General features: G+C 73.8%; 14 protein-coding genes, 2 tRNA genes, 1 pseudogene and 1 riboswitch. Of the genes and pseudogenes, 9 read left to right on the top strand and 8 right to left on the bottom strand.

Annotated features, from left to right (window positions below; genetic code table 11):
* From ACFVYK_RS15855 to ACFVYK_RS15845, 3 genes and pseudogenes are all read left to right on the top strand, one after another.
* Positions 1 to 236: pseudogene (locus ACFVYK_RS15855) on the top strand (RNA helicase); the annotation flags it as partial.
* A 202-nt stretch (positions 237 to 438) separates the two neighbouring features.
* Positions 439 to 2,001 (top strand): amino acid permease, encoded by a 1,563-nt coding sequence (locus ACFVYK_RS15850; RefSeq protein ID WP_389773725.1) that lies wholly within the window; start codon positions 439 to 441, stop codon positions 1,999 to 2,001.
* Between the two features lie 110 nt (positions 2,002 to 2,111).
* A tRNA-Lys gene (locus tag ACFVYK_RS15845) sits at positions 2,112 to 2,184 on the top strand.
* Between the two features lie 128 nt (positions 2,185 to 2,312).
* Here the strand turns inward: ACFVYK_RS15845 and ribA are convergent.
* Together ribA and ACFVYK_RS15835 are read right to left on the bottom strand one after the other, a co-directional pair.
* On the bottom strand, positions 2,313 to 2,954 hold the full coding sequence (gene ribA, locus ACFVYK_RS15840; RefSeq protein ID WP_389773723.1) for a GTP cyclohydrolase II: 642 nt from the start codon (positions 2,952 to 2,954) through the stop codon (positions 2,313 to 2,315).
* Positions 2,955 to 3,087: 133 nt separating this feature from the next.
* On the bottom strand, positions 3,088 to 3,615 hold the full coding sequence (locus ACFVYK_RS15835; protein WP_389773720.1) for a MarR family winged helix-turn-helix transcriptional regulator: 528 nt from the start codon (positions 3,613 to 3,615) through the stop codon (positions 3,088 to 3,090).
* 72 nt (positions 3,616 to 3,687) lie between these two features.
* Between ACFVYK_RS15835 and ACFVYK_RS15830 the strand changes: the two genes are divergently transcribed.
* From ACFVYK_RS15830 to ACFVYK_RS15815, 4 genes are all read left to right on the top strand, one after another.
* Complete coding sequence (locus ACFVYK_RS15830; RefSeq protein WP_389773718.1) at positions 3,688 to 4,827, top strand: dihydrofolate reductase family protein; 1,140 nt, start codon at positions 3,688 to 3,690, stop codon at positions 4,825 to 4,827.
* A 72-nt stretch (positions 4,828 to 4,899) separates the two neighbouring features.
* Positions 4,900 to 4,973, top strand: a tRNA-Met gene (locus ACFVYK_RS15825).
* Between the two features lie 300 nt (positions 4,974 to 5,273).
* Positions 5,274 to 5,440: riboswitch (cyclic di-AMP (ydaO/yuaA leader) on the top strand.
* Positions 5,441 to 5,449: 9 nt separating this feature from the next.
* The gene (locus tag ACFVYK_RS15820) at positions 5,450 to 6,508 is read left to right on the top strand and encodes a M23 family metallopeptidase (RefSeq protein ID WP_389773715.1); all 1,059 of its coding nucleotides are present in this window, start codon (positions 5,450 to 5,452) and stop codon (positions 6,506 to 6,508) included.
* Positions 6,509 to 6,659: 151 nt separating this feature from the next.
* Complete coding sequence (locus ACFVYK_RS15815) at positions 6,660 to 7,604, top strand: aldo/keto reductase (protein WP_389773713.1); 945 nt, start codon at positions 6,660 to 6,662, stop codon at positions 7,602 to 7,604.
* A gap of 24 nt (positions 7,605 to 7,628) precedes the next feature.
* Here ACFVYK_RS15815 and ACFVYK_RS15810 read toward each other — a convergent pair whose 3' ends face one another.
* The 4 genes from ACFVYK_RS15810 to ACFVYK_RS15795 all read right to left on the bottom strand — a co-directional run bounded on the left by ACFVYK_RS15810 (position 7,629) and on the right by ACFVYK_RS15795 (position 12,947).
* A complete protein-coding gene (locus tag ACFVYK_RS15810) occupies positions 7,629 to 9,098 on the bottom strand; it encodes a PrsW family intramembrane metalloprotease (RefSeq protein ID WP_389773711.1) in 1,470 nt (489 codons plus the stop codon).
* Between the two features lie 67 nt (positions 9,099 to 9,165).
* Positions 9,166 to 10,008 (bottom strand): tRNA (guanosine(46)-N7)-methyltransferase TrmB, encoded by an 843-nt coding sequence (gene trmB / locus ACFVYK_RS15805; RefSeq protein ID WP_389773709.1) that lies wholly within the window; start codon positions 10,006 to 10,008, stop codon positions 9,166 to 9,168.
* Between the two features lie 77 nt (positions 10,009 to 10,085).
* On the bottom strand, positions 10,086 to 11,294 hold the full coding sequence (gene lhgO / locus ACFVYK_RS15800; RefSeq protein WP_389773707.1) for an L-2-hydroxyglutarate oxidase: 1,209 nt from the start codon (positions 11,292 to 11,294) through the stop codon (positions 10,086 to 10,088).
* Positions 11,295 to 11,522: 228 nt separating this feature from the next.
* Positions 11,523 to 12,947: an MFS transporter gene (locus tag ACFVYK_RS15795; RefSeq protein WP_389773705.1), complete on the bottom strand. Its 1,425-nt coding sequence runs from the start codon at positions 12,945 to 12,947 to the stop codon at positions 11,523 to 11,525.
* Between the two features lie 705 nt (positions 12,948 to 13,652).
* Here ACFVYK_RS15795 and ACFVYK_RS15790 point away from each other — a divergent pair.
* The gene (locus tag ACFVYK_RS15790) at positions 13,653 to 15,770 is read left to right on the top strand and encodes an asparagine synthase-related protein (RefSeq protein ID WP_389773702.1); all 2,118 of its coding nucleotides are present in this window, start codon (positions 13,653 to 13,655) and stop codon (positions 15,768 to 15,770) included.
* 282 nt (positions 15,771 to 16,052) lie between these two features.
* Positions 16,053 to 19,721, top strand: coding sequence for a BTAD domain-containing putative transcriptional regulator (locus ACFVYK_RS15785; RefSeq protein ID WP_389773699.1), 3,669 nt, complete (start codon positions 16,053 to 16,055; stop codon positions 19,719 to 19,721).
* Here the strand turns inward: ACFVYK_RS15785 and ACFVYK_RS15780 are convergent.
* Both ACFVYK_RS15780 and ACFVYK_RS15775 read right to left on the bottom strand, forming a co-directional pair.
* Positions 19,708 to 20,532 (bottom strand): NPCBM/NEW2 domain-containing protein, encoded by an 825-nt coding sequence (locus tag ACFVYK_RS15780; protein WP_389773697.1) that lies wholly within the window; start codon positions 20,530 to 20,532, stop codon positions 19,708 to 19,710. The two genes, ACFVYK_RS15785 and ACFVYK_RS15780, sit on opposite strands and share 14 nt — an antisense overlap.
* Positions 20,502 to 20,719, bottom strand: a 218-nt coding sequence (locus tag ACFVYK_RS15775) for a hypothetical protein (RefSeq protein ID WP_389773695.1), incomplete at its 5' end; no start/stop codon positions are given. The genes ACFVYK_RS15775 and ACFVYK_RS15780, both read right to left, overlap by 31 nt.

Here is a 20,719-nt window from a genome sequence, read left to right as displayed (position 1 = left end):
GTGGCTTCCGCCGTGACGACCGTCAGTCGGGCGGTTTCAACCGCGACCGTCGTGACGAGCGTCCGTCCACCCACCGTGGCAGCGACCGTCCGTTCAACCGTGACCGCCGCGACGACCGTCCGGGCTTCCGTTCCGCCGGTCACGACCGCCCCTACGGCCGTCGTGACGACCACCGCGGCACCGCCCCCGGCACCGGCCGCCGCGACGACAAGCCGCGCTGGAAGCGCAACGGCTGACACCGGCTCAGATGACTGAACGCCGTGGCCCCCACCGACCGACCGGTGGGGGCCACGGTGTTTTCCGGATCGTCCGCGGTCTGACCGACCCGGGCGTCTCGCAAGCGGGTCGTGCGCTGGACGGGGCCGACGGAGCTACAAGGGCGTCTTCTAGCCAAGCCGTGACGTGTGTCACGCCCCCGGCGAGGGAATTGCTGGGGGCATGACAGATGACGGCAGAGTGGGCGGGCGGTCTCCCGGGAATCTCTCTGATCTCTCGGACGAAGAGCGGCTCGCCCAGCTCGGTTACACCCAGGTTCTCGCCCGCCGCATGTCGGCGTTCTCCAACTACGCGGTCTCCTTCACGATCATCTCGGTCCTGTCGGGCTGCCTGACGCTCTATCTGTTCGGCATGAACACCGGCGGCCCGGCGGTGATCACCTGGGGCTGGGTCGCCGTCGGCCTGATGACGCTCTTCGTGGGCCTCGCCATGGCCGAGATCTGTTCGGCGTACCCGACCTCGGCGGGCCTGTACTTCTGGGCGCACCGGCTGGCGCCCCCGCGATCGGCCGCGGCCTGGGCCTGGTTCACGGGCTGGTTCAACGTGCTGGGCCAGGTCGCGGTGACCGCCGGCATCGACTTCGGGGCCGCGTCCTTCCTCGGCGCCTACCTGAACCTCCAGTTCGACTTCGCGGTGACGCCGGGCCGCACGGTCCTGCTCTTCGCCGGCATCCTGGTGCTGCACGGCCTGCTGAACACCTTCGGGGTGCGGATCGTCGCCCTCCTCAACAGCGTGAGCGTGTGGTGGCACGTGCTGGGGGTGGGCGTCATCGTGGGGGCGCTGGCCTTCGTTCCCGACACCCACCGGTCGACGTCCTTCGTGTTCGGCGAGTTCGTCAACAACACGGGCTGGGGCAGCGGGGTCTACGTCGTCCTGCTCGGCCTGCTGATGGCCCAGTACACCTTCACCGGCTACGACGCCTCCGCCCACATGACGGAGGAGACGCACGATGCCTCCACGGCCGGCCCGAAGGGCATCGTGCGGTCCATCTGGACCTCGTGGATCGCCGGCTTCGTCCTGCTGCTCGGCTTCACGTACGCCATCCGGTCCTATGACGCCGCGCTCGGCTCCCCGACCGGCGCCCCGCCCGCGCAGATCCTGCTCGACGCCCTCGGCGCGACCGCCGGCAAGCTGCTGCTGCTCGTGGTGATCGGCGCCCAGCTGTTCTGCGGGATGGCGTCGGTGACCGCCAACAGCCGCATGATCTACGCCTTCTCCCGCGGCGGGGCGCTGCCCTTCTCCCACGTCTGGCACACCGTCAGCCCGCGCACCCGCACGCCCGTCGCCGCTGTCTGGCTGGCGGCCGGCGGCGCGCTGGTGCTCGGCCTGCCGTACCTGATCAACGTGACCGCGTACGCGGCCGTCACCTCCATCGCCGTCATCGGCCTGTACATCGCGTACGTCATCCCGACGCTGCTGCGGCTGCGCAAGGGCGAGGCGTTCGAGCGGGGGCCCTGGCACCTGGGCCGCTGGTCCAGGGCGATCGGCGTGCTGTCGGTGGCCTGGGTGGCCGTCATCACCGTCCTGTTCATGCTGCCGCAGGTCTCGCCGGTCACCTGGGAGACCTTCAACTACGCCCCGGTCGCCGTCCTCGCCGTCCTGGGTTTCGCGGGCGGGTGGTGGCAGGCCTCGGCCCGTGACTGGTTCCTCAATCCCGAGCACGAGAAGACCCTCGCCCGCCAGGCGTCACGGGCGGGCACGGCCGGCGAACTGCCCCATCTGTGACCGATCCCGGTCACTTCCCGTCCTGCGACGCGGCCGTGTCCCCGATACCCGATCGGAGACACGGCCGCGTCCGGCTATGCTCGGGGAGGCAACATCGCGCACCATCGCCTGGGCCGTTAGCTCAATTGGCAGAGCAGTGGACTTTTAATCCATTGGTTGTGGGTTCGAGTCCCACACGGCCTACCGTCCGCGGGCGAGGGATCCCCTCGCGTGACCGCCGCACAGCGCCCGGATCGGCTTCGGCCGACCCGGGCGCTGCTGCGTTCCCCGGCGACACGCAACGCGACCCGCTCAGGCCTCCGGTAGGCCCTCTAGACCGCGCTCAATCCGGTGAGGGCGGCCAGCGGCAGGGTGTGCTGGGTCTGCAGCACCTTCGCGCGCAGGTAGCGGACGTTGTGCGGGGTGGTGAACACGCCGGTGGGCACGCGGTCGTGGACGTCGATGCCCAGCTCGCGCAGTTGGTCGGCCTTGTCGGGGTTGTTGGACAGCAGGTCCAGGCTCGTGACGCCCAGGGCGCGCAGCATCTGGGCGGCGGCCGTGTAGTCCCGGTCGTCCTCGGGCAGGCCGAGGGCGGCGTTCGCCGCGTAGGTGTCCAGGCCCTGGTCCTGGAGGGCGTACGCGTCGAGCTTGTTGTAGAGGCCGATGCCGCGGCCCTCCTGGCGGAGGTAGAGCAGCACGCCGCCGGTCACGGCTATCCGCTCGACCGCCTCGCGCAGCTGCGGTCCGCAGTCGCAGCGGGCGGAGCCGAAGGCGTCGCCGGTGAGGCACTCGGAGTGCAGCCGGACCAGCGGGGTGGCGCCGGGCGCCGGCTCGCCGAGCACGACGGCGACGTGCTCCTGACCGTCGACCAGGCCGTGGAAGGTGACCAGTTCCGCGTCGACGGAGTAGCCGTCGTGGAAGCGCAGCGGCACCCGGACGCGGGCGCGCGGGGTGGCGGCGGGGGTGTCGGGCATGCGGTTCTCCCGGGTCCGGGGGCGGATGACGTGGTGGTGCCAGGCCGACTACTGCTTCAGATTTGAAGCAGATCCGACGAGAGGTGACCCTACCTCATGCTTTAAATTTGAAGCAACGGGCGGGTGACGCGGCTCACTGCGTCCCGGAGCAGGGCGACGAACGCCGGCGCCACGGGAGGTCCTCGGGCGGCGTGGCCTCGCCCGGTCCGTCCCCCTGGAACCCCCGCGCGATCTGCGTGAAGATCTCCTCCAGCTGCCCCACCTGCTCCGGAGTGAGCCGGTCGAACAGGGCGGCGCGGACCGCCGCGACATGGCCGGGGGCGGTGTCCCGCAGGACCGCCATTCCCTCGTCCGTCAGCACCGCGACGCTGCCGCGCTTGTCCCAGCGGCACTCCTCCCGCTGTACCAGCCCGTCCTTCTCCAGCCGGGACACCGCGTAGGTCAGCCGGCTGCGGGTGATCTTCAGCCGCTCCGCGAGATCGGTCATCCGCAGCCGCCGGTCCGGGGCGTCGGAGAGGTTCGCGAGGATGGAGTAGTACGCGTGGGGCATGCCGGCGTCCTGCTGGAGCTGCCGGTCGATCGCGTCCTCCAGCAGGAGGTAGCCGGCAACGTACGCGCGCCAGGCGCGCTGCTCCTCGGGGGTGAGCCAGCGAGTCGTCATGCACCCAGTGTAGGTTTGTTTCAAACTTGAACCAAGACCGCCGCCGTCGGACCGAGCCCGGGGAGCACGCCGATGCCGTACCCGTACGTCCTGCTGTCCGCCGCCGTCTCCCTGGACGGCTACCTGGACGACACCACCCCCGAGCGCCTCCTGCTCTCCAGCCCCGCCGACTTCGACCGGGTCGACGAGGTGCGGGCCTCCGTCGACGCCATCCTCATCGGCGCCGGCACGATCCGCGCCGACAACCCGCGGCTCCTGGTGAACTCCCCGGAGCGCCGGGCCGCCCGGGTCGCCGCCGGACAGCCGCCGTACCCCCTCAAGGTCACCGTCAGCGGCTCCGGCGAACTGGACGCGCGGGCGAACTTCTGGCACACGGGAGGCGCGAAGGCCCTCTACACGACGGACCGTGGAGCCGAGCGGGCCCACGCCCTCGGCATCGCCGCGGACGTCGTCCCGCTGGGCCCCGCACTCGACTGGCGCCGCCTCCTCGAACACCTCCACGACGTGCTCGGCGTACGGCGCCTCATGGTCGAGGGCGGCGGAACCGTCCACACCCAGCTGCTCCGGCAGGGCCTCGCCGACGAGCTGCAGCTCGTCCTCGCCCCGCTGTTCGTCGGCGACCCGGACGCGCCCCGCCTCTTCGGGCCCGGCGGCTACCAGGGCGGACGCCTGCGCCTGGTGGAGACCCGGCGCATCGAGGACGTCGTCCTGCACCGCTACGAGCCCACCGCCCCCGGCGCCGGACCGCTGCCTGCCGCCGCCGACCGGCACTGGCTGGCCCTCGCCTGCGAGCTCGCCGAACGGTGCCCGCCCTCGCGGAGCGCCTTCAGCGTCGGCGCGGTGATCGTGGCCGCCGACGGCACGGAGCTCGCGCGCGGTCACTCCCGGGAGGCCGGCGACCCGGTCGTGCACGCCGAGGAGGCGGCCCTCGCCAAGCTCGACCCCGCCGACCCGCGACTGCCCACGGCCACCGTCTACAGCAGCCTCGAACCGTGCGCCCGCCGCTCCTCCCGCCCCGCCCCCTGCGCCCGGCTCGTCCTCGACGCGGGCGTGCGCCGGGTGGTCACCGCCTGGCGCGAGCCCGACACCTTCGTGACCGGGGCGGACGGCACCGGTGTGCTGACGGCCGCGGGCGTCGACGTCCTCCTCCTCGCGGAGTACGAGCAACGGGCGAAGGCCCCGAACCGGCACCTGACCCGAGGCGACGGGTGACCGTCGGCCCGGGGCGGCGGACAACCGTGGTGATTCACGCGCCGGAAGTAGCGTAGACTGGAGTCACAACGACGCGGGGTGGAGCAGCTCGGTAGCTCGCTGGGCTCATAACCCAGAGGTCGCAGGTTCAAATCCTGTCCCCGCTACTGAAGGCCGAGGGCCGGAATCCGAAAGGGTTCCGGCCCTCGGTGCGTTCCCCGAGCCGATCGCTGCCGTGCGTGACCGGGCGACCGCCCTGCGCAGAGCAGGTGAGCCGCCGTCAGCACGCCTGTTCCTGTCAGGGCCTGCGCGGCCGAGGTCAACTCGCCCGTTTTTCACCGCTGGTGGCCCGAAAGTCCAGGCCAGGAATGTTATTGATCAAGCAGAACAGCTTGGAAACGCACCCCTGGGTCTATTAACGTTCGATAACGCAGCGCGGTCGTCCCAGCCGGCACCAGAGTCGGCTCCGTGCGCACGCGCCGAATCCCGCAAGGGCACCGGGGAACCACCACCTTGGGGTGAATCACGCGGAAGCCGCCGTGAACTCGCAGAGTCCACGGCCGGTATACGCGCGTAGGAGACCTTCCCGCTCCGAACCCGTCAGCTAACCCGGTAGGCGACGGAAGGAAAGGAGCGCGCCCGCGTGGCGTCCAACCCGCCTGCCCCCGAGGCCCCGTACGCGCCGAGCCAGCCGTCTCCCGAGACCTTCGGCTACGGCGGCCACCGTGCCGACGAGGGCCCCTGGGAGGAATGGAATCCCACCGCGGAGTCCGTTCGCCCGGTCCGGGGCAAGCACCGGGTCGCCAAGCAGCGCGGCGGCGGGTTCGCCCGCAGCTCCACCGTCCTCGGCGTCGGCGTCATAGCCGCCGTCAGCGCGGGCGGGATGGCCAGTGCCAACACCGGCAAGGCCCCGGTCTCCATCTCGATGCCGGACCTGCCGAACGTCGGTTCGCTCATCTCCGACGACGACCCCGCCCCGCAGACCGAGTCCGCCCTGGCCGCCTTCGGGTCCGAGACCGCCGTCGACGCCGACGAGAGCACCGTCGAGAGCGCCGTCGAGAGCGCCGCCCAGAGCACCGCCGACGCCGGCGAGGCCCTGCGCAGCCGGATCATGGCGCAGGTCGAGTCGCAGCAGACCCAGTACGAGGTCAAGGCCGCCGCCGCCGCGAAGAAGGCCGAGGCCGAGGCCGTCGTCAAGGCCGAGAAGGAGGCGCAGGCCAAGGCCGCCGCCGCCAAGAAGAAGGCCGCCGAGGAGGCCGCGAAGAAGGCCGAGGCCGCGCGCCTGGCCGAACTGGCCAAGCAGTTCACGCTGCCGACCTCCTCGTACACCATCACCTCGACCTTCGGTCAGGCCGGCTCGCTCTGGTCCTCCGGCTACCACACCGGTCTCGACTTCGCCGCGCCCACCGGGACTCTCATCAAGGCCGTCCACAGCGGCACCGTCACCGAGGCGGGCTGGGCCGGTTCCTACGGCTACCGCACCATCCTCACGTTGGACGACGGAACCGAGCTGTGGTTCTGCCACCAGTCGTCGATCAACGTCAGCGTCGGCCAGAAGGTCTCCACCGGCGAGGTGATCGGCCGCGTGGGCGCGACCGGAAACGTCACCGGCGCCCACCTCCATCTGGAGGTCCACCCGGGCGGCAGCGCCACCGGCATCGACCCGGCGGCCTGGCTGCGCAGCAAGGGCCTCAACCCCTGAGCCGCCCCCTCGGGGACATCCCCGAGGTCCCCCTGGCACGGCCCTGATCGGTCGGGTCCGCCCTGATCGGTCGGGTCTGCCACGTCCTGTTCACACGTTCTTCGCGTGCCCCGTGGAATGGGCGGGCCGCCGGTGACCGTTGAGACGAAGCATGACTGCTCTTCGCACACTCGGTTCATCGGACCTCGAGGTCTTCCCGCTCTCCCTCGGCGGCAACGTCTTCGGCTGGACGGCGGACGAGGCGGCCTCCTTCGCCGTGCTCGACGCCTACACGGCCGCGGGCGGCAACTTCGTCGACACCGCCGACGCCTACTCGGCCTGGGTCGACGGCAACTCGGGCGGTGAGTCCGAGACCGTCATCGGCAGGTGGGTGAAGGCCCGGGGCAACCGCGACGACGTCGTGATCGCCACCAAGGTGAGCCAGCACCCCGAGTTCCCCGGCCTGAGCTCCGACAACATCAAGGCCGCCGCCGACGCCTCGCTCCGCCGTCTGGGCACCGACCACATCGACCTCTACTACACGCACTTCGACAAGACCGAGGTGCCCGTCGAGGAGATCATCGGCGCGCTGGACGAGCTGGTGAAGGCGGGCAAGGTGCGGCACATCGCCGCCTCCAACATCTCTCCCGAACGCCTCCAGGAGTCCCTGGAGTTCTCCGACCGCGAGGGCCTGGCCCGGTACGTCGCCCTCCAGCCGCACTACAACCTGGTCTCACGCGACACCTACGAGGGCGCGCTGCGGGACGTCGCCGCCCGCTTCGGCCTCGCCGCCGTCCCGTACTACTCGCTCGCCTCCGGCTTCCTCACCGGCAAGTACCGGCCCGGTACGACGGTGGAGAGCGCCCGATCCGCCGGCGCCGCCAAGCACCTCGACACGGAGCGGGGCCGCAGGGTCCTCACCGCGCTGGACGAGGTCGCCCAGGCCCACGACGCGCAGGTCGCCACGGTCGCCCTGGCCTGGCTCGCCGCGCAGCCCACGGTGGCCGCGCCGATCGCCTCCGCCCGGACGACGGAGCAGTTGCCGGCCCTGCTGGCGCTGGCTGACCTGGAGCTGACCAGCACGGAGATCGCCAAGCTGACCAGCGCTTCGGCCTGACCCGGGCCGCGGTGGTCCATTCCTCTAGCGGTAGGGGTGCGGGCCCGCGGGGTGCCCGGGGCCGCCGCGGCCTGTGGGGCGCCCGGGAGGCGGGCCCGCCGGAGCTCCGTGCGCCGGGCCCGGCGGACTGCCGTACCCGTGCCCATACCCGTAGCCGTACCCGGGGCCGGGGGACTGGCCGTACGGCTGGAGCGGTCCGGGGCCCGGGCCGTACCCGTACGCCCCGTACACCGGCCAGGGCGGCGGGACCACCCGTACCGGCGGCGCCGTCATCCGGGCCGCGTGGTCCAGCGCGGGCCGGGCGACGTCCTTGCGGCGCCACAGCTCGTTCAGCAGCTCCCTCTCCCGTACGACGAAGTCCGCGTTCGCGCGTCCCCGCCGGCCCCGGTGCCGCAGGAACGCCAGCGAGGTCGCGTACGCCTCGTACCGGGCCACCTCCCGCGCCGCGGCCTTGCCCAGGTGGCGGCCGGCGTGGTCCCTGGCGAGCCGCCTGGCCCGCATCGAGCCGAGCGCGAACGGTTCGGCCGGAGTGAGCCAGCCGGCGGCCGCGTAGGCGGGCAGCTCCTCGCGGACGGTGCGCAGCTCACGCTGCCGGGTCCACACCACCAGCCAGGTCAGCAGCCCGAGCGCGGGCAGCATGAACGCCGCGTACACCGCGAAGAAGCCGAACTCGCCGAACGTCGACGAGCCGTTCCACAGGGCGTGCATGCCCATCGCGAGCAGCAGTCCGCCCAGCGGCAGCAGCACGCGCCGCACGTGCTGACGGTCCCCGCAGAGCGCGGCGACGCCGAAGCCGATGCCGGTCAGCACGGTGAACAGGGGGTGCGCGAACGGCGACATGATGACGCGGACGAAGAAGGTGGCGGCGGTGACGGAGGCGATGCCGGTGTCGCCCGTGAGCTGGTCGGTGCCGAAGGCGGTGCCCAGGTAGAGGATGTTCTCGGTGAACGCGAAGCCGGTGGCGGTGACCCCGGCTATGACGACGCCGTCGACGATCCCGGTGAAGTCCCGCCTGCGGAAGAGGAACACGAGCAGGACGGCCGCGGCTTTGGCGGACTCCTCGACGATCGGCGCTATCACCGTCGCGCCCAGGGTGTCCGCACTGGACGGGTCGGCCGTCGCGGTGGCTATCCACTTGGTCGCGAAGCTGTTGGCGACGATGGCTATCAGCGCCGCCGCGCAGGCCCCCCAGGCGAACGCGAAGACCAGGTTGCGCCAGGGGCCAGGCTCGACCCGGTCGAGCCACCGGAAGGCGGCGACGAGCAGCGGCACCGGCAGCACCGCGAGCCCCAGCCCGACCAGGAAGCCCTCGGTGCCGGTCTGTTCGCGCACCAGCGCGAGGATGACCAGCCCGGACAGCGCCAGCAGGGTGATCAGCGCCCCGTACCGCACCCACCTGCGCTGCCACCAGTGGGCGTGCCTGAGCACACCGTCCTCTGGCGCGCCGCCGGGCGGATGCGGCGGGTAGGGCGGAAACGGAGGACTGATGGCCACGGCATCGACCCTAACGAGGGAGGGGACGGTGGTGCGGGGGGCGGTCGGTCGGCGATCCCTCGACCGGTCAGCGAGCCCCGGGACGGTCGCGATGCTGTACGCGACGGAACAGCAGATCGTTCACCACGTGACCCTTGTCCAGCCCCTGTCCCTCGAAACGGGTCAGCGGACGGAACTCGGGCCGGGGCGCGAACCCGCCGTCGGGCCGGGTGTTCTCGAAGTCCGGGTGCGCGGTGAGCACCTCCAGCATCTGTTCCGCGTACGGCTCCCAGTCGGTGGCGCAGTGCACGATCGCGCCCGGCTTCAGCCGCGTCGCGGCCAGGTCGAGGAACTCCGGCTGGATGAGACGCCGCTTGTGGTGGCGCTTCTTGGGCCAGGGGTCGGGGAAGTAGACGCGCAGCCCGTCGAGCGAGTCCGCCGGCAGCATCTCGCGCAGCAGGATGATCGCGTCGCCGTTGGCGACCCGGACGTTGGCGAGCCCGTGGTGGTCCGCAAGGTTGAGCAGATTGCCCTGACCGGGCGTGTGCACGTCCACCGCGAGGATGCCGGTACCCGGATCGGCGGCCGCCATCTGCGCGGTGGCCTCGCCCATGCCGAAGCCGATCTCCAGCACCACCGGACGGTCGTCGCCGAACAGCTCGGCGAGGTCCACGGGGTGACCGTCGATGTCCAGCCCCCACGTGGACCACAGCCGCTGCAGCGCGTCCGCCTGCCCGGCCGTCACCCGGCTGCGCCGGGGCTGGAAGCTCCGGATCCGGCGCTCGAAGTGCGAACCGGCGGGATCGGCCTTCGGCCCGTCGGGGAAGCGGGGCTCCCCCTTGGCACGGGTGTGCCGAACGGGCTCACCCGGATGGTGCTCGCCGCCGGGAGAGGGCTGAGGGGCTTCGGGGGTGTTCACGGAATCAGACACAGTGGGGTCGATTTTACGGGGACACGACCGGTGGGTACGGCGAGGAGCCGGCCGCGCACGCGGCGCCGCCCGGCGGCTCATGCGCTCGTCAGCGCTTCCAGCGCTCTGCGGGCCACCTCCCGGCCGATCGGCAGCGAGGCCGTCGCGGCCGGGGAGGGGGCGTTCAGCACGTGGACGGCCCGCGGACCCTCCCGGATGAGGAAGTCGTCCACCAGCCCGCCGTCGCGCAGCACCGCCTGCGCCCGCACCCCGGCCGGCGCGCGCACCAGGTCCTCCTCCTCCACCGCCGGCAGCAGCCGGCGCACGGCGTCGACGAACGCCGGCTTCGACACCGACCGGCGCAGCTCGCCGAGGCCATACCGCCAGTGCCGTCGCCCCATCCGCCACACGCCGGGCCAGGCCGCCGTCGCCATGGCCTCCGCGGGCCGTACGACGCCCCACCCGTAGCCCTCGCGGGCCAGCGCCGGCACGGCATTGGGCCCGACGTGCACACCGCCGTCGATGCCCCTGGTCAGATGCACCCCGAGGAAGGGGAACGCGGGATCGGGCACCGGGTACACCAGCCCGCGCACCAGGTCGGGCCGGGCCAGCTCGTAGTACTCGCCCCGGAACGGCACGATCCGCACCTCGGGCTCGTCCCCCGTCAGCCGGGCGATCTCGTCACAGTGGAGCCCCGCGCAGTTGACGAGCACCCGCCCCCGCACGACGTCCCCGCGCGAGGTGAGCACGGCCACCCCGCGCTCGGGCCGCCGGTCGACGCGCACGACCTGCGCGCCGTACCGGATCTCCGCCCCGGAAGCCGCCCCCAGCTGCTGCGCGACCGCCGCGTAGTCGCAGATCCCGGTGGTCCGCACGTGCAGGGCGGCGAGTCCGCGCACCTCGGGCTCGTACTCGGCGATCTGGGAGGCGCCCAGCTCCCGCAGTGGGATCCCGTTCTCCCGGCCGCGTTGCGCCAGCGCGTGCAGCCGGGGCAGCTCGGCCCGGTCCGTGGCGACGATCAGCTTGCCGGTCACGGCGTGCGGGATGCCGTACTCCGCGCAGAACTTCGTCATCTCGGCGGCGCCCCGTACCGCGTAGCGCGCCTTCAGCGAGCCCGGCCGGTAGTAGATCCCGCTGTGGATGACGCCGCTGTTGCGGCCCGTCTGGTGCCGGGCGACCCCCGGCTCCTTCTCCAGCACCGTCACCTTGGTGCCGGGCGCGGCCCGCGTGATCGCGTACGCCGTGGACAGCCCGACGACGCCCCCACCGACCACGAGCACATCACAGTCGTGAGCGACCTTCGACACGTGCACACCACCTCCCGGCTTCGATAGTGCACTGCGCCACTGACAACGCCTTCAAACCCGGGGCGGGCGCCCCGCGGGCGGGGGACAAGGGACCGTTCCGGCCGGGCGCCCGGCATCGCCCCGTCGTGCGCGGGCGCCGCGCCGCGAGGCCGTCCGGTGCCGGGCTCACGGGCAGCGGCCCCGGGGCATGAGCGCCTGCCCGCGCGCAGGGCCCACGGGCACCGTGCCCTACGCCGGAGTCATGAGCAGCGGCCGGGCGCGTTCCCGCAGCTCCACGACGCGCGGCTCGTCGCCGTAGGGCTCCAGCCGGTGCAGCAGGTCCTTGACGTACTCCGTGGTCCGCGCGGACGAGATGCGCCCGGCCACCTCCACCGCCCGCACCCCCTGCTCGCAGGCCGCGTCGAGGTTGCCCGACTCCAGTTCGGCGACCGCCGAGACCACGAGCCGTAACCCGTGCGACCGCACGAACTCCTCCGTCGGCCGCGACAGCGCCTGCTCGGTGAACCTGCGCACCTGGCGCGGCGCCTTCAGATCGCGGTAGCACTCGGCGGCGTCGGCGGCGAAGCGGTCGTAGGAGTAGAAGCCGAGCCAGGACGGATCGTGGTCGCCGTCGCGGGAGCGTTCCAGCCAGCCCTCGGCCGCCTTCAGCGCCGCGCCGGCGGCGTGCGCGTCCCCCGCGCGTGCGTGTGCGCGTGCCTCGACGAGCCGGAAGAAGCTCATCGTGCGCGCGGTGGCCAGCCCCCGGTTGCGCTCCAGGGCGGCCTGGGCGAGGTCGACGCCCTCGTCGCCGAAGCCGCGGTAGGTGGCCTGCAGCGACATGGAGGCCAGGACGTAGCCCCCGAGGGGGACGTCGGCCGCCGCGCGGGCCAGCCGCAGCGCCTGGATGTAGTACCGCTGGGCGGCCTCCTGCTGACCGGTGTCGAACGCCATCCACCCCGCCAGCCGGGTCAGCTCGGCGCTCGCCCCGAACAGCGCGCGACCCACTTCGTCGGAGTACGAGCCGAGCAGCAAGGGGGCCGCCTCCACCCGCAGACACTCCGGGACCATGGACGAACGCCAGTCGCCACCTCCGTACTTGGAGTCCCAGCGCCTGGCGTCCTCGGCGGCCTCCCGCAGCTTCTGCACATCGCTGTGGCCGACTTTGAGCGGTGCGCCGGACTCCTCCACGAGGTGGACGTCGCGCGCCACCGAACTGTCGGCCGGGGTTATCAGCCACCGTGAAGCGGGCGTCGCGTACGCGCTTACTGCGAACGATCCGGCCAGTGACTGCCAGATGCCTCCGGAGCCGGCGCGGCGGCCCGCGAGATCGAGACGGTAGAGGTCCGTGGCGGAGCGCACGGCCTGGCCGACGTCCCTGGGGAAGGCGAGGCCGACTTCGGGCGCGGGATCCGCGTCCGCCAGGCCGATCTCGTGGAGCGGCACCGGACGGCCGAGCTTCTGACCGATGGCGGCCGCGATGAGGTGGGGCGCGGCGCCCTGGGGCACCATGCCCTTCGACACCCAGCGCGCCACGGACGTCTTGTCGTAGCGAAGAGTCAACCCGCGTTGAGCGCCAAGGTCGTTGACGCGTCGCGCGAGTCCTGCGTTGCTGATTCCCGCGAGGGCGAGAACGGCGCCGAGTTTCTCGTTCGGCCCGCGTTGCTCCCTGGACATTGCGCCACCCCTCGACACAGACGGCTGCCGCGCTGGCATAACCATGCGGCATTCGTAAACCCAGCGTAGTTCGCCGCATCCCAAGCGTTAAGGGGCATTCTTCCGGTTGGCGGGATTGTGGTCCGTACGAAAGTGCGGGCGCAGGTACGGACCGTCGCGGCGTGCTCCCGCCCGTGTGGCCGTGCGCCCGGCCGTGCGCTCTACTCCGGCCATCGGGGGAGCGGTTCCATGGGCCGTGCGTGGGTCGGCCCGCTGTACTGGATCCAGTGGGCTGGGGGACACCGCCGCCTTCATCCCCGCGGGCGGCGGAGCGGTCCGGGGGGCGAACTCCGCCTCCCGGGCCGGCGCGAGCCTTCGAGGCGCGCGCGTGTGTACGGAGCGTGTGCGAAGCCTGCTCGGCTCGCTCCGAACGCCGGACGTACGCCCGGGATTTGGCCGAAAAGCGACCCTGTACTCGGTGGGGGACAACGCCTCCCACCATGGAAATCGAGGGCGCGCACGGCGTTCTGGGGGAGCGTACCGGGGGCGCATTCAGGTCGTGGACACCGGGGTGCGCGCGGTCGCACCGGTCGGCGCCGCCGTGTTCGCGCGGACGCGCTTCCCGATCGCAAGCGGTGCCGCCTCCCTCTGTGGTGCGCTCTTCGTGGCAGCATGGTGAACCGTTCGTACGGTGCACTCGGTTGTCCACAGCCTGTGGAGGCGTCGATGCGGTGGTTGGTGGGGTGGAGCAGCACCGCCGCGAGGGCGTTGGGCGGGTCCGTCGGTCAGGCCGGCGGTCGGGACGGCGCGGCCTACGGAGGCCGAGTCGGCTACGAGGGCGAGACCTTGCAGCCCGTCGGCTCCCAACTGCTCTGGGGCGACCCGGATCCGCTGTGGGCGGTCGGCGACTGGCGCCCCGACGAGGTGCGGGTGGTGAAGGCCGACGCGCAGACCCGCATCGCCGTCCTCGGCACGTGCGGCGCGAACGACGAACAACTGCGCGTCGGCCTGTTCGCCGCGCGCGGAGGGGCACTTCGGCATCTGACGGCCTGGTCGGGCAGTTACACCGCGATCGTCCAGGTCGGCCGGCGCATCACCGTCTGCGGCGATCTGGCGGGCGCGCGCCCGGTGTTCCACACTCCCTGGGCCGGCGGCACGGCGTACGCGACGGCCGCGCTGCCGCTGGCCGACCTCATCGAGGCCAACCTCGACTTCGGCCACCTCGCGGCCCTCCTCGCCGCTCCCGACGTACCGGCGGCCCTGCACGACTCCACCCCGTACGACGGCGTGCGCCGCATTCCGCCCGGGCACGCCCTGATCCTGCGCGCGGGGGCGCGCGAGATCGCCGGGTACGAGCCGGTCGCCTCGCTCGCCGTGGCGGCGCCCCCGGCCGACCCCGACAGCGCCGTCGGCGCCGTGCGCGACGCGCTGGTCGAGGCGGTGCGCGCCCGGCTGTCCGCGCCCCGGCACGTCCCCGACATCGACCCCGGGCCCGTCCCCGGCATGGGACCCGCCGAGCGGCGCGCCGCGCGCGGGATGCCCGTGCCGGGCATCGGCGCGGACCTCTCCGGCGGCCCGGCCTCCGGCACGCTGGCCCTCCTCGCCGCGGGCCTGCCCGGCAGACCGGGCACGCTGCTCGGCCACGGCACGGGCGCCGGGGAACGCCTGCTGGCCGTCACCTTCAACGACCTGGCCGTGGGCGGACGCGAGGCCGAACTGGAACGGGCCGGCGCCCTCGCGGCCAACCCGCGTCTGCACCACGTCGTCGTGGCCGGCGGCGAGGAGAGCCTGCCGTACGCCGACCTGGACGGCCCGCTCACCGACGAACCCGGCCAGAGCCTGGTCACGGCAGCCCGCCACCGCGCCCGCCTCTCCGCGGGCAGCGCGGACCACTTCACGGGTTACGGCGCCCGCCAGGTGCTGGACGCCCACCCGGCCCGCTTGGCGGACCTGCTGATGGACCGCAAGCGCCGGCACCTGGTGCGCCCCGTCGCCGCGCTCACCAAGGCGGACGGCTCCGTGCTCGTTCCCGCGCGCGTGTACGGCGCGGCCCGCCGGCTGGCCCGCACGCCGTACCGCGCGGGCCTGGAGGGACTCGCCGACCGGCTGCTGCACCGCAGCTTCAGCTTCGACGACCCCGAGGGCGCGGTCGGGGCCTCCCTGGCCGCGCTCACCTGGGGCGGTGCGGGCCCGGCCGCCCGCTGGCTGACCGGGGAGGCGCTCGCTGAAGTATCGGTTCGCCTGCAGGGCGCCGCGCACCGCACCGGCGGGGGCCCCGGCCAGCGTCCGGGCGAGTACCGCGCGAGGTCGGCCCTGACCCGCCACGCCATGGACCTGCGCGTCCTGGAACAGGCCGCCGAGATCCGCTCGCAGCGCCTGCACGCCCCGTTCCTCGACAACCAGGTCGTACGAGCCTGCCGCGCACTCCCCGAGACCTTGCGCGTCCAGCCCGGGGCCCGCGCCGCGATTCTGCGCACGGTGCTCAAGGGAGCGGGCGTCACCGAACTCCCGCACGGCTGGGGCGCCCCCTCGCAGACCTCCGCCACCGCGGCGGCCCGGGCCGGCCTGCGCATGGCCATGGACCCTCTCCTCGCCCTCTTCGACGCCCCGCTCCTGGCGGAGGCGGGCCTGGTCGAGGCCAGAGTGGTCCGCAAGGCGCTGCGAGCCGCCGCGGCGGGCGAACCCCTCCCCCTGGACGGACTCGCCGACCTGGTCTCCCTGGAACTCTGGCTCCGCCGCCTCCTGTCCCGCAGAGGCACCTGCTGGACCGGCACACCGGCCCGCGCCCGCGCGGTACCGGCAGGCATCGCTCCCCAACGACGAGCGGTCTCGTCCGGAGGCTGACGCCATGACCGCGGCGGGGACGGCGGTGCGCCGTCGACCGGCAGGCCGTCAGGCGAACAGCCAGGCCGACAGACGGACGGACGGGAGGACAGGCGGACCGACACGCGCGCATGCGGCGGCGGACGGACACGCACGGTCCGTCGGGCGGAGGGCGCCCGGCAGCCGTCCGCCGCGGGTCGTCGTCCGGAAGCGGGTCCCCGTCCCGCACGCTGCCCCCGGCCGGGGACCCGCCGTCGGTGAAATTCCGTGTCCCGCGGCTCGCCCCCGGGCGACAATGAGCCGGTGCGGTACAGAATCCTGGGCGTCACCCAGACAGAGGACGACCAGGGCAACGCCGTACCCGTGCCCGGAGCCCGGCTGCGGACCCTGCTCACGGCGCTGGCCCTGCGCCCGGGGCGCCCGACCGCCCCGGAGACCCTCATCGACGAGGTCTGGGCCGGGGACCCGCCACAGGACGCCCCGGCCGCCCTCCAGGCCCTGGTCGGCCGGCTGCGGCGGGCCGTCGGCAAGGACGTCGTCGTGTCCGCGCCGGGCGGTTACCGGCTCGCCGCGACCGAGGACGACGTGGACCTCTTCCTGTTCGAGCGGCTCATACGCCGGGGCGTCGAGGCTCTGCGCCAGGGCGACGCCCGCACCGCCGCGCGCACGCTGGACGACGCCCTGGCCCTCTGGCGCGGGTCCGCGCTCGCCGACCTGCCCGACCGGACCGCGGCCGTCCGTCCCGAAGCCCTCCGCCTGGAAGCGGTCCGGGCCCGTGCCGAGGCCGACCTGCTCCTCGACCGGGCCCGTGAAACCGTCCCGCGCCGCCTGACGGAACTGGCCGCCGCGCATCCGTACGACGAGCCGCTGCACGCCCTCCTCATCCGCGCCCTGCGCGACACCGGCCGCGACGCCGACGCCCTCGCCGCGTACGAGTCCGCCCGTCGTACTCTGGCCGACGGCCTCGGCGCCGACCCCGGACCACAGCTGCGAGCCCTGCACGCCGAGCTCCTGACCCGCCCGGAACCGGTCGGCCCCGCGCCGGCCCGCCCCGGACCGGCCGCCCACGCCCGCTTCCCACCGGCCGACCACACGCCGACCAACCCGGATGCGGCCCACCGAGAGCCCGCCCACCGGGATGCGGCCCACCGAGAGCCGGCCCACCGGGATGCGGCCCACCGGGATGCGGCCCACCGAGAGGCGGCCCACCGGGATGCGGCCCACCGAGAGCCGGCCCACCGAGAGCCGGCCCACCCGGAAGCGGCCCACCGAGAGGCAGCCCACCGGGAAGCGGGCCGCCTGCGTCCGGCCGGCGCGCATCCCGCCCGCCCGGCGCCGGCTCACGCGGCAACCCCTCTCTCGCCGCCCCGGCGGCCCGAACGCACCGGCAACATCCGTCCGCGTCTTACCTCTTTCGTGGGCCGGGAACCCGAGCTCGACGCCATCCGTTCCGAATTGCACAGGGCCCGACTGGTCACGCTCACCGGACCGGGAGGCTCAGGGAAGACCCGTCTCGCCGAGGAGGCCGCCGCCCGGCTTCCGCAGGCGTGGCTGGCCGAGCTGGCGCCGCTCGACCGGCCGGAGGCGGTGGCGGGCGCGGTGGTCAGTGCCCTCGGTCTGCGCGAGACCGTGCTGTTGACCACCGAGCTGACGACCCCGCAGGACGACCCCGTCGCCCTGCTCGTCGAGCACTGCGCGCCGCGCAGCCAGCTCCTGATCCTTGACAACTGCGAACATGTCATCGGCGCGGCCGCCGCCCTCGCCGAGACCCTCCTCACCCGCTGCCCCGGGCTCACGATCCTCGCCACCAGCCGTGAACCCCTGGGCGTCCCCGGCGAGTCGGTCCGTCCGGTCGAGCCCCTCCTCCCCGACCAGGCGCACCGCCTCTTCACCGAGCGCGCGCTCGCCGTCCGCCCCGACGCGGCCGGCGTGCTGCGGGACGAGGAGGCGGTCGCGGAGATCTGCCGACGCCTGGACGGGCTCCCGTTGGCCATCGAGCTGGCCGCCGCCCGGCTGCGGCTGCTCACCCCCCGTCAGATCGCCGACCGACTCGACGACCGGTTCCGCCTCCTGACCTCCGGCAGCCGCACGGTCCTGCCCCGTCAGCAGACCCTGCGAGCCGTGGTCGACTGGTCGTGGGATCTGCTCGACGAGTCGGAGCGCATGCTGCTGCGCGAGCTGTCCGTGTTCGCGGGCGGCTGGGACCTGGAGGCCGCCGAGGCCGTGTGCACCGGCCCGGTCGCCGACGGCGTCGGAGCGCTCGTCGACAAGTCCCTGATCGTGGCGTCCCCCTGCGAGGGGTCCGGGGGCGCCGGCATGCGCTACCGCATGCTGGAGACGATCCACGAGTACGCCGTCGAACGCGCCGCCGAGCTCCCGCGGTGCCGCGCGGCGGCCGAACGGCGACACCGGGCGTGGGTGCGCGCGCTCGTCGAGCGGGCCGACCCGCTGCTGCGCTCGGCCGAGCAGCTCCCCTGGATCTCCCGTCTGGAGACCGAGCTGGACAACATCCGTGTGGGTCTGCAGCGCGCGCTCGCGGCGGGTGACGAGGAGGAGGCGGCCGCCGTCTGCCTCGGCGCGGGCTGGTTCTGGTGGCTGCGCAACCACCGGCGCGAGGGCGCCGAGTGGACCGACCGCGCCCTGCGCCTCGGCGCGGTCCTGGACCCCCTGCGCGTCTCCGGGATGGACGCCGTCCCCGCCGTTCCCGAGGATCTCGACGCCCGCATGGCCGCCACCGACCCCGTCGACGCCTTCCTCGACGCGCCTCCCGCCGTCGAGGACGACGGACGCCCCGGGCACGTGCGGCGCATGAACCTGCGGATGCTGCACATGTTCCTGCTGTCCGAGTCCGAGCCCGAGCCGCAGGACCGGGCGGCGAACGCGCGCCGCCAGGAGTACCTCGCCCGCCTGCGGGCCGCCTACGAGCCCGGCGGCCCGCAGGCGGCCCGGATGCCCGGTCTCATCTGGCCGCTGACGGCGTTCCCCGCGCGCGACACGGTGGACGTCCGCGGGATGCTGGACGCGGCCGTCGCCAACTGCCGCGAGCACGGCGGCGACTGGGAACTCGGCTGCACCCTGATGTTCCGTACCCACATGGTCGTCGACTCGCCCGGCGGGATGCACGGCCTGGACGACGACCTGGCCGAGCTGCGGGCGCTCAGCCGGCGGGTCGGCGACCGCTGGATGCGGGCCCAGGTGTGCGGGGTGGCGGGCGAGGCGGATCTGGTGCGCAGCCGCTTCGCGGAGGCGGAAAGCGAGTACCGCGAGGCGCTGCGGCTCGCCTACGAGGTCGGGGCGTACGCCGAGTCGCCGTTCCTCATCGTGCGGCTCGCGGAGATCGCCTACCGGTCGGGAGACCTCGAGGGGGCGATGGCCGCGCTGGACGAGGCCGACGACGCCGCCGACCGGTACGGGGTGGCGGACGTGCGCGCGTTCGCCCTGCTGCTGCGCACCCACATCGCCTTGGACCACGGGGAGACCGACCGCGCGCGAGCCCTGTGCGACGAGACGCGGGCGGCCATCGGGCAGGGCACTCCGCCACCGCAGTTCGTGGCGTTCCTGGCGGTCCTGGAGGCGAACCTGACAGCGGCCGAGTCCGGGCCGGAGCACGGTCTGCCGATGCTGGCCGACACCCTGAGCCAGGCGATGGCCGACCAGTGCGCGGAGGCGGTCACCTCCGCGATCGTGGACAGCGCGGCGCTCCTGCTGGTCGAGATCGGTGACGTCACGCGCGCGGCCCGGCTGCTCGCCGTCGCCGACGGGCTGCGCGGCCCTCACCCGCGGCCCGCCCCCCAACGCTCCTGGGCCGAGCGGGCCGAGGCCGCAGCCCGCGCGGCTCTGGGCGCGGAACGCTACGCGGCCGAGCGTGCCAGGGTCCCGCGCCTGACCGTGGCGGACGCCCTGCACGAACTCACCGAAGCCGTGCGCGCCCACCCGGCCCCGCTCCGGCCCCGGGCGGCTACGAGCAGGTGAACCCGGACTCCGCCCAGTCGGCGAGCGTCACCGAGGCGACGGGGCCGTGCGGTTCGACCACCAGCCGCACCCGGGCGAGGCCGGCGAGGTCCACGTGCACGGACACGGCCGGGTCGCCGCCCGCGATCACGCCGGACGACCAGAGCCGGTCACGGTCGGCGTAGACGGCGAAGGAGACCTTGCCGAGCTTCGTCGTCAGGTCGTCCACCCCGACGACGGCGTCGTAGGAGGCGCACCGCCGGTTGAGGTCTACGGTGACGGAGGAGTCGCCGCGCACGGTCGCCCCGCGCTCGTAGCGCCGGTCCGCGATGGACAGCGCGGACCGCTGCCACACCCAGCTGCTGCCGCCGAGCCGGATCTCGGGCCCGGTTCCGTCGCCGGTGAGGTCGAAGGGCAGCTCGCTCAGCCGGTAGACGACCGGCGCGGGCGGCGGGGACGGCCGGGATCGCGTCGGCGTCGGGGTGGGCGTCGGGGACGCCGTCGACGCGGGTGCCGGGACGGGGGCCGGGGTCGGCGTCGAGGACGGGGACGGCGCGGGGGCCGGGCGGGCGGCCGGCGCCGGCGTCGTGGGGGCTGCCACGGGGACGATCACCGCGGGCTCGGGATCGGCGGCCTGCGTGGGCGTGGGCTCGGGCGTCGGTTCCTCGGGCCGTGCGACCGGCGCCGGCGCGGAGGCCGGGGGCCTCGCCTCGGGCGGCTCGGCGGGGCGGTCGTGGCCGACGAGGGCCAGGGCCACCACGGCGGCGGCCACAGTGACCATCCCCGCCGCGATGCCGGCCTTCACGGGCGCGCCGAGGCCTTCCGAGGCCACCGCCCCGCCTCCGGCGCCCGCCCCGCCGGAGGATCCGCCCGCCGCTCCCGTGCCCGCGGCGCCTGCGCCCGCTCCTGTGCCTGCGGCTCCCGCTCCCGCTCCCGCTCCTGTGCCTGCGGCTCCCGCTCCCGCTCCTGTGCCTGCGGCTCCCGCTCCCGCTCCCGCTCCTGTGCCTGCGGCGCCCGCT

It is taken from the genome of Streptomyces sp. NPDC058291 (assembly GCF_042880855.1).
Taxonomy (GTDB): Bacteria; Actinomycetota; Actinomycetes; order Streptomycetales; family Streptomycetaceae; genus Streptomyces.
The sequence above is the reverse complement of the archived record's forward strand: the minus strand, read 5'-3'. Positions and strand labels throughout refer to the sequence as shown.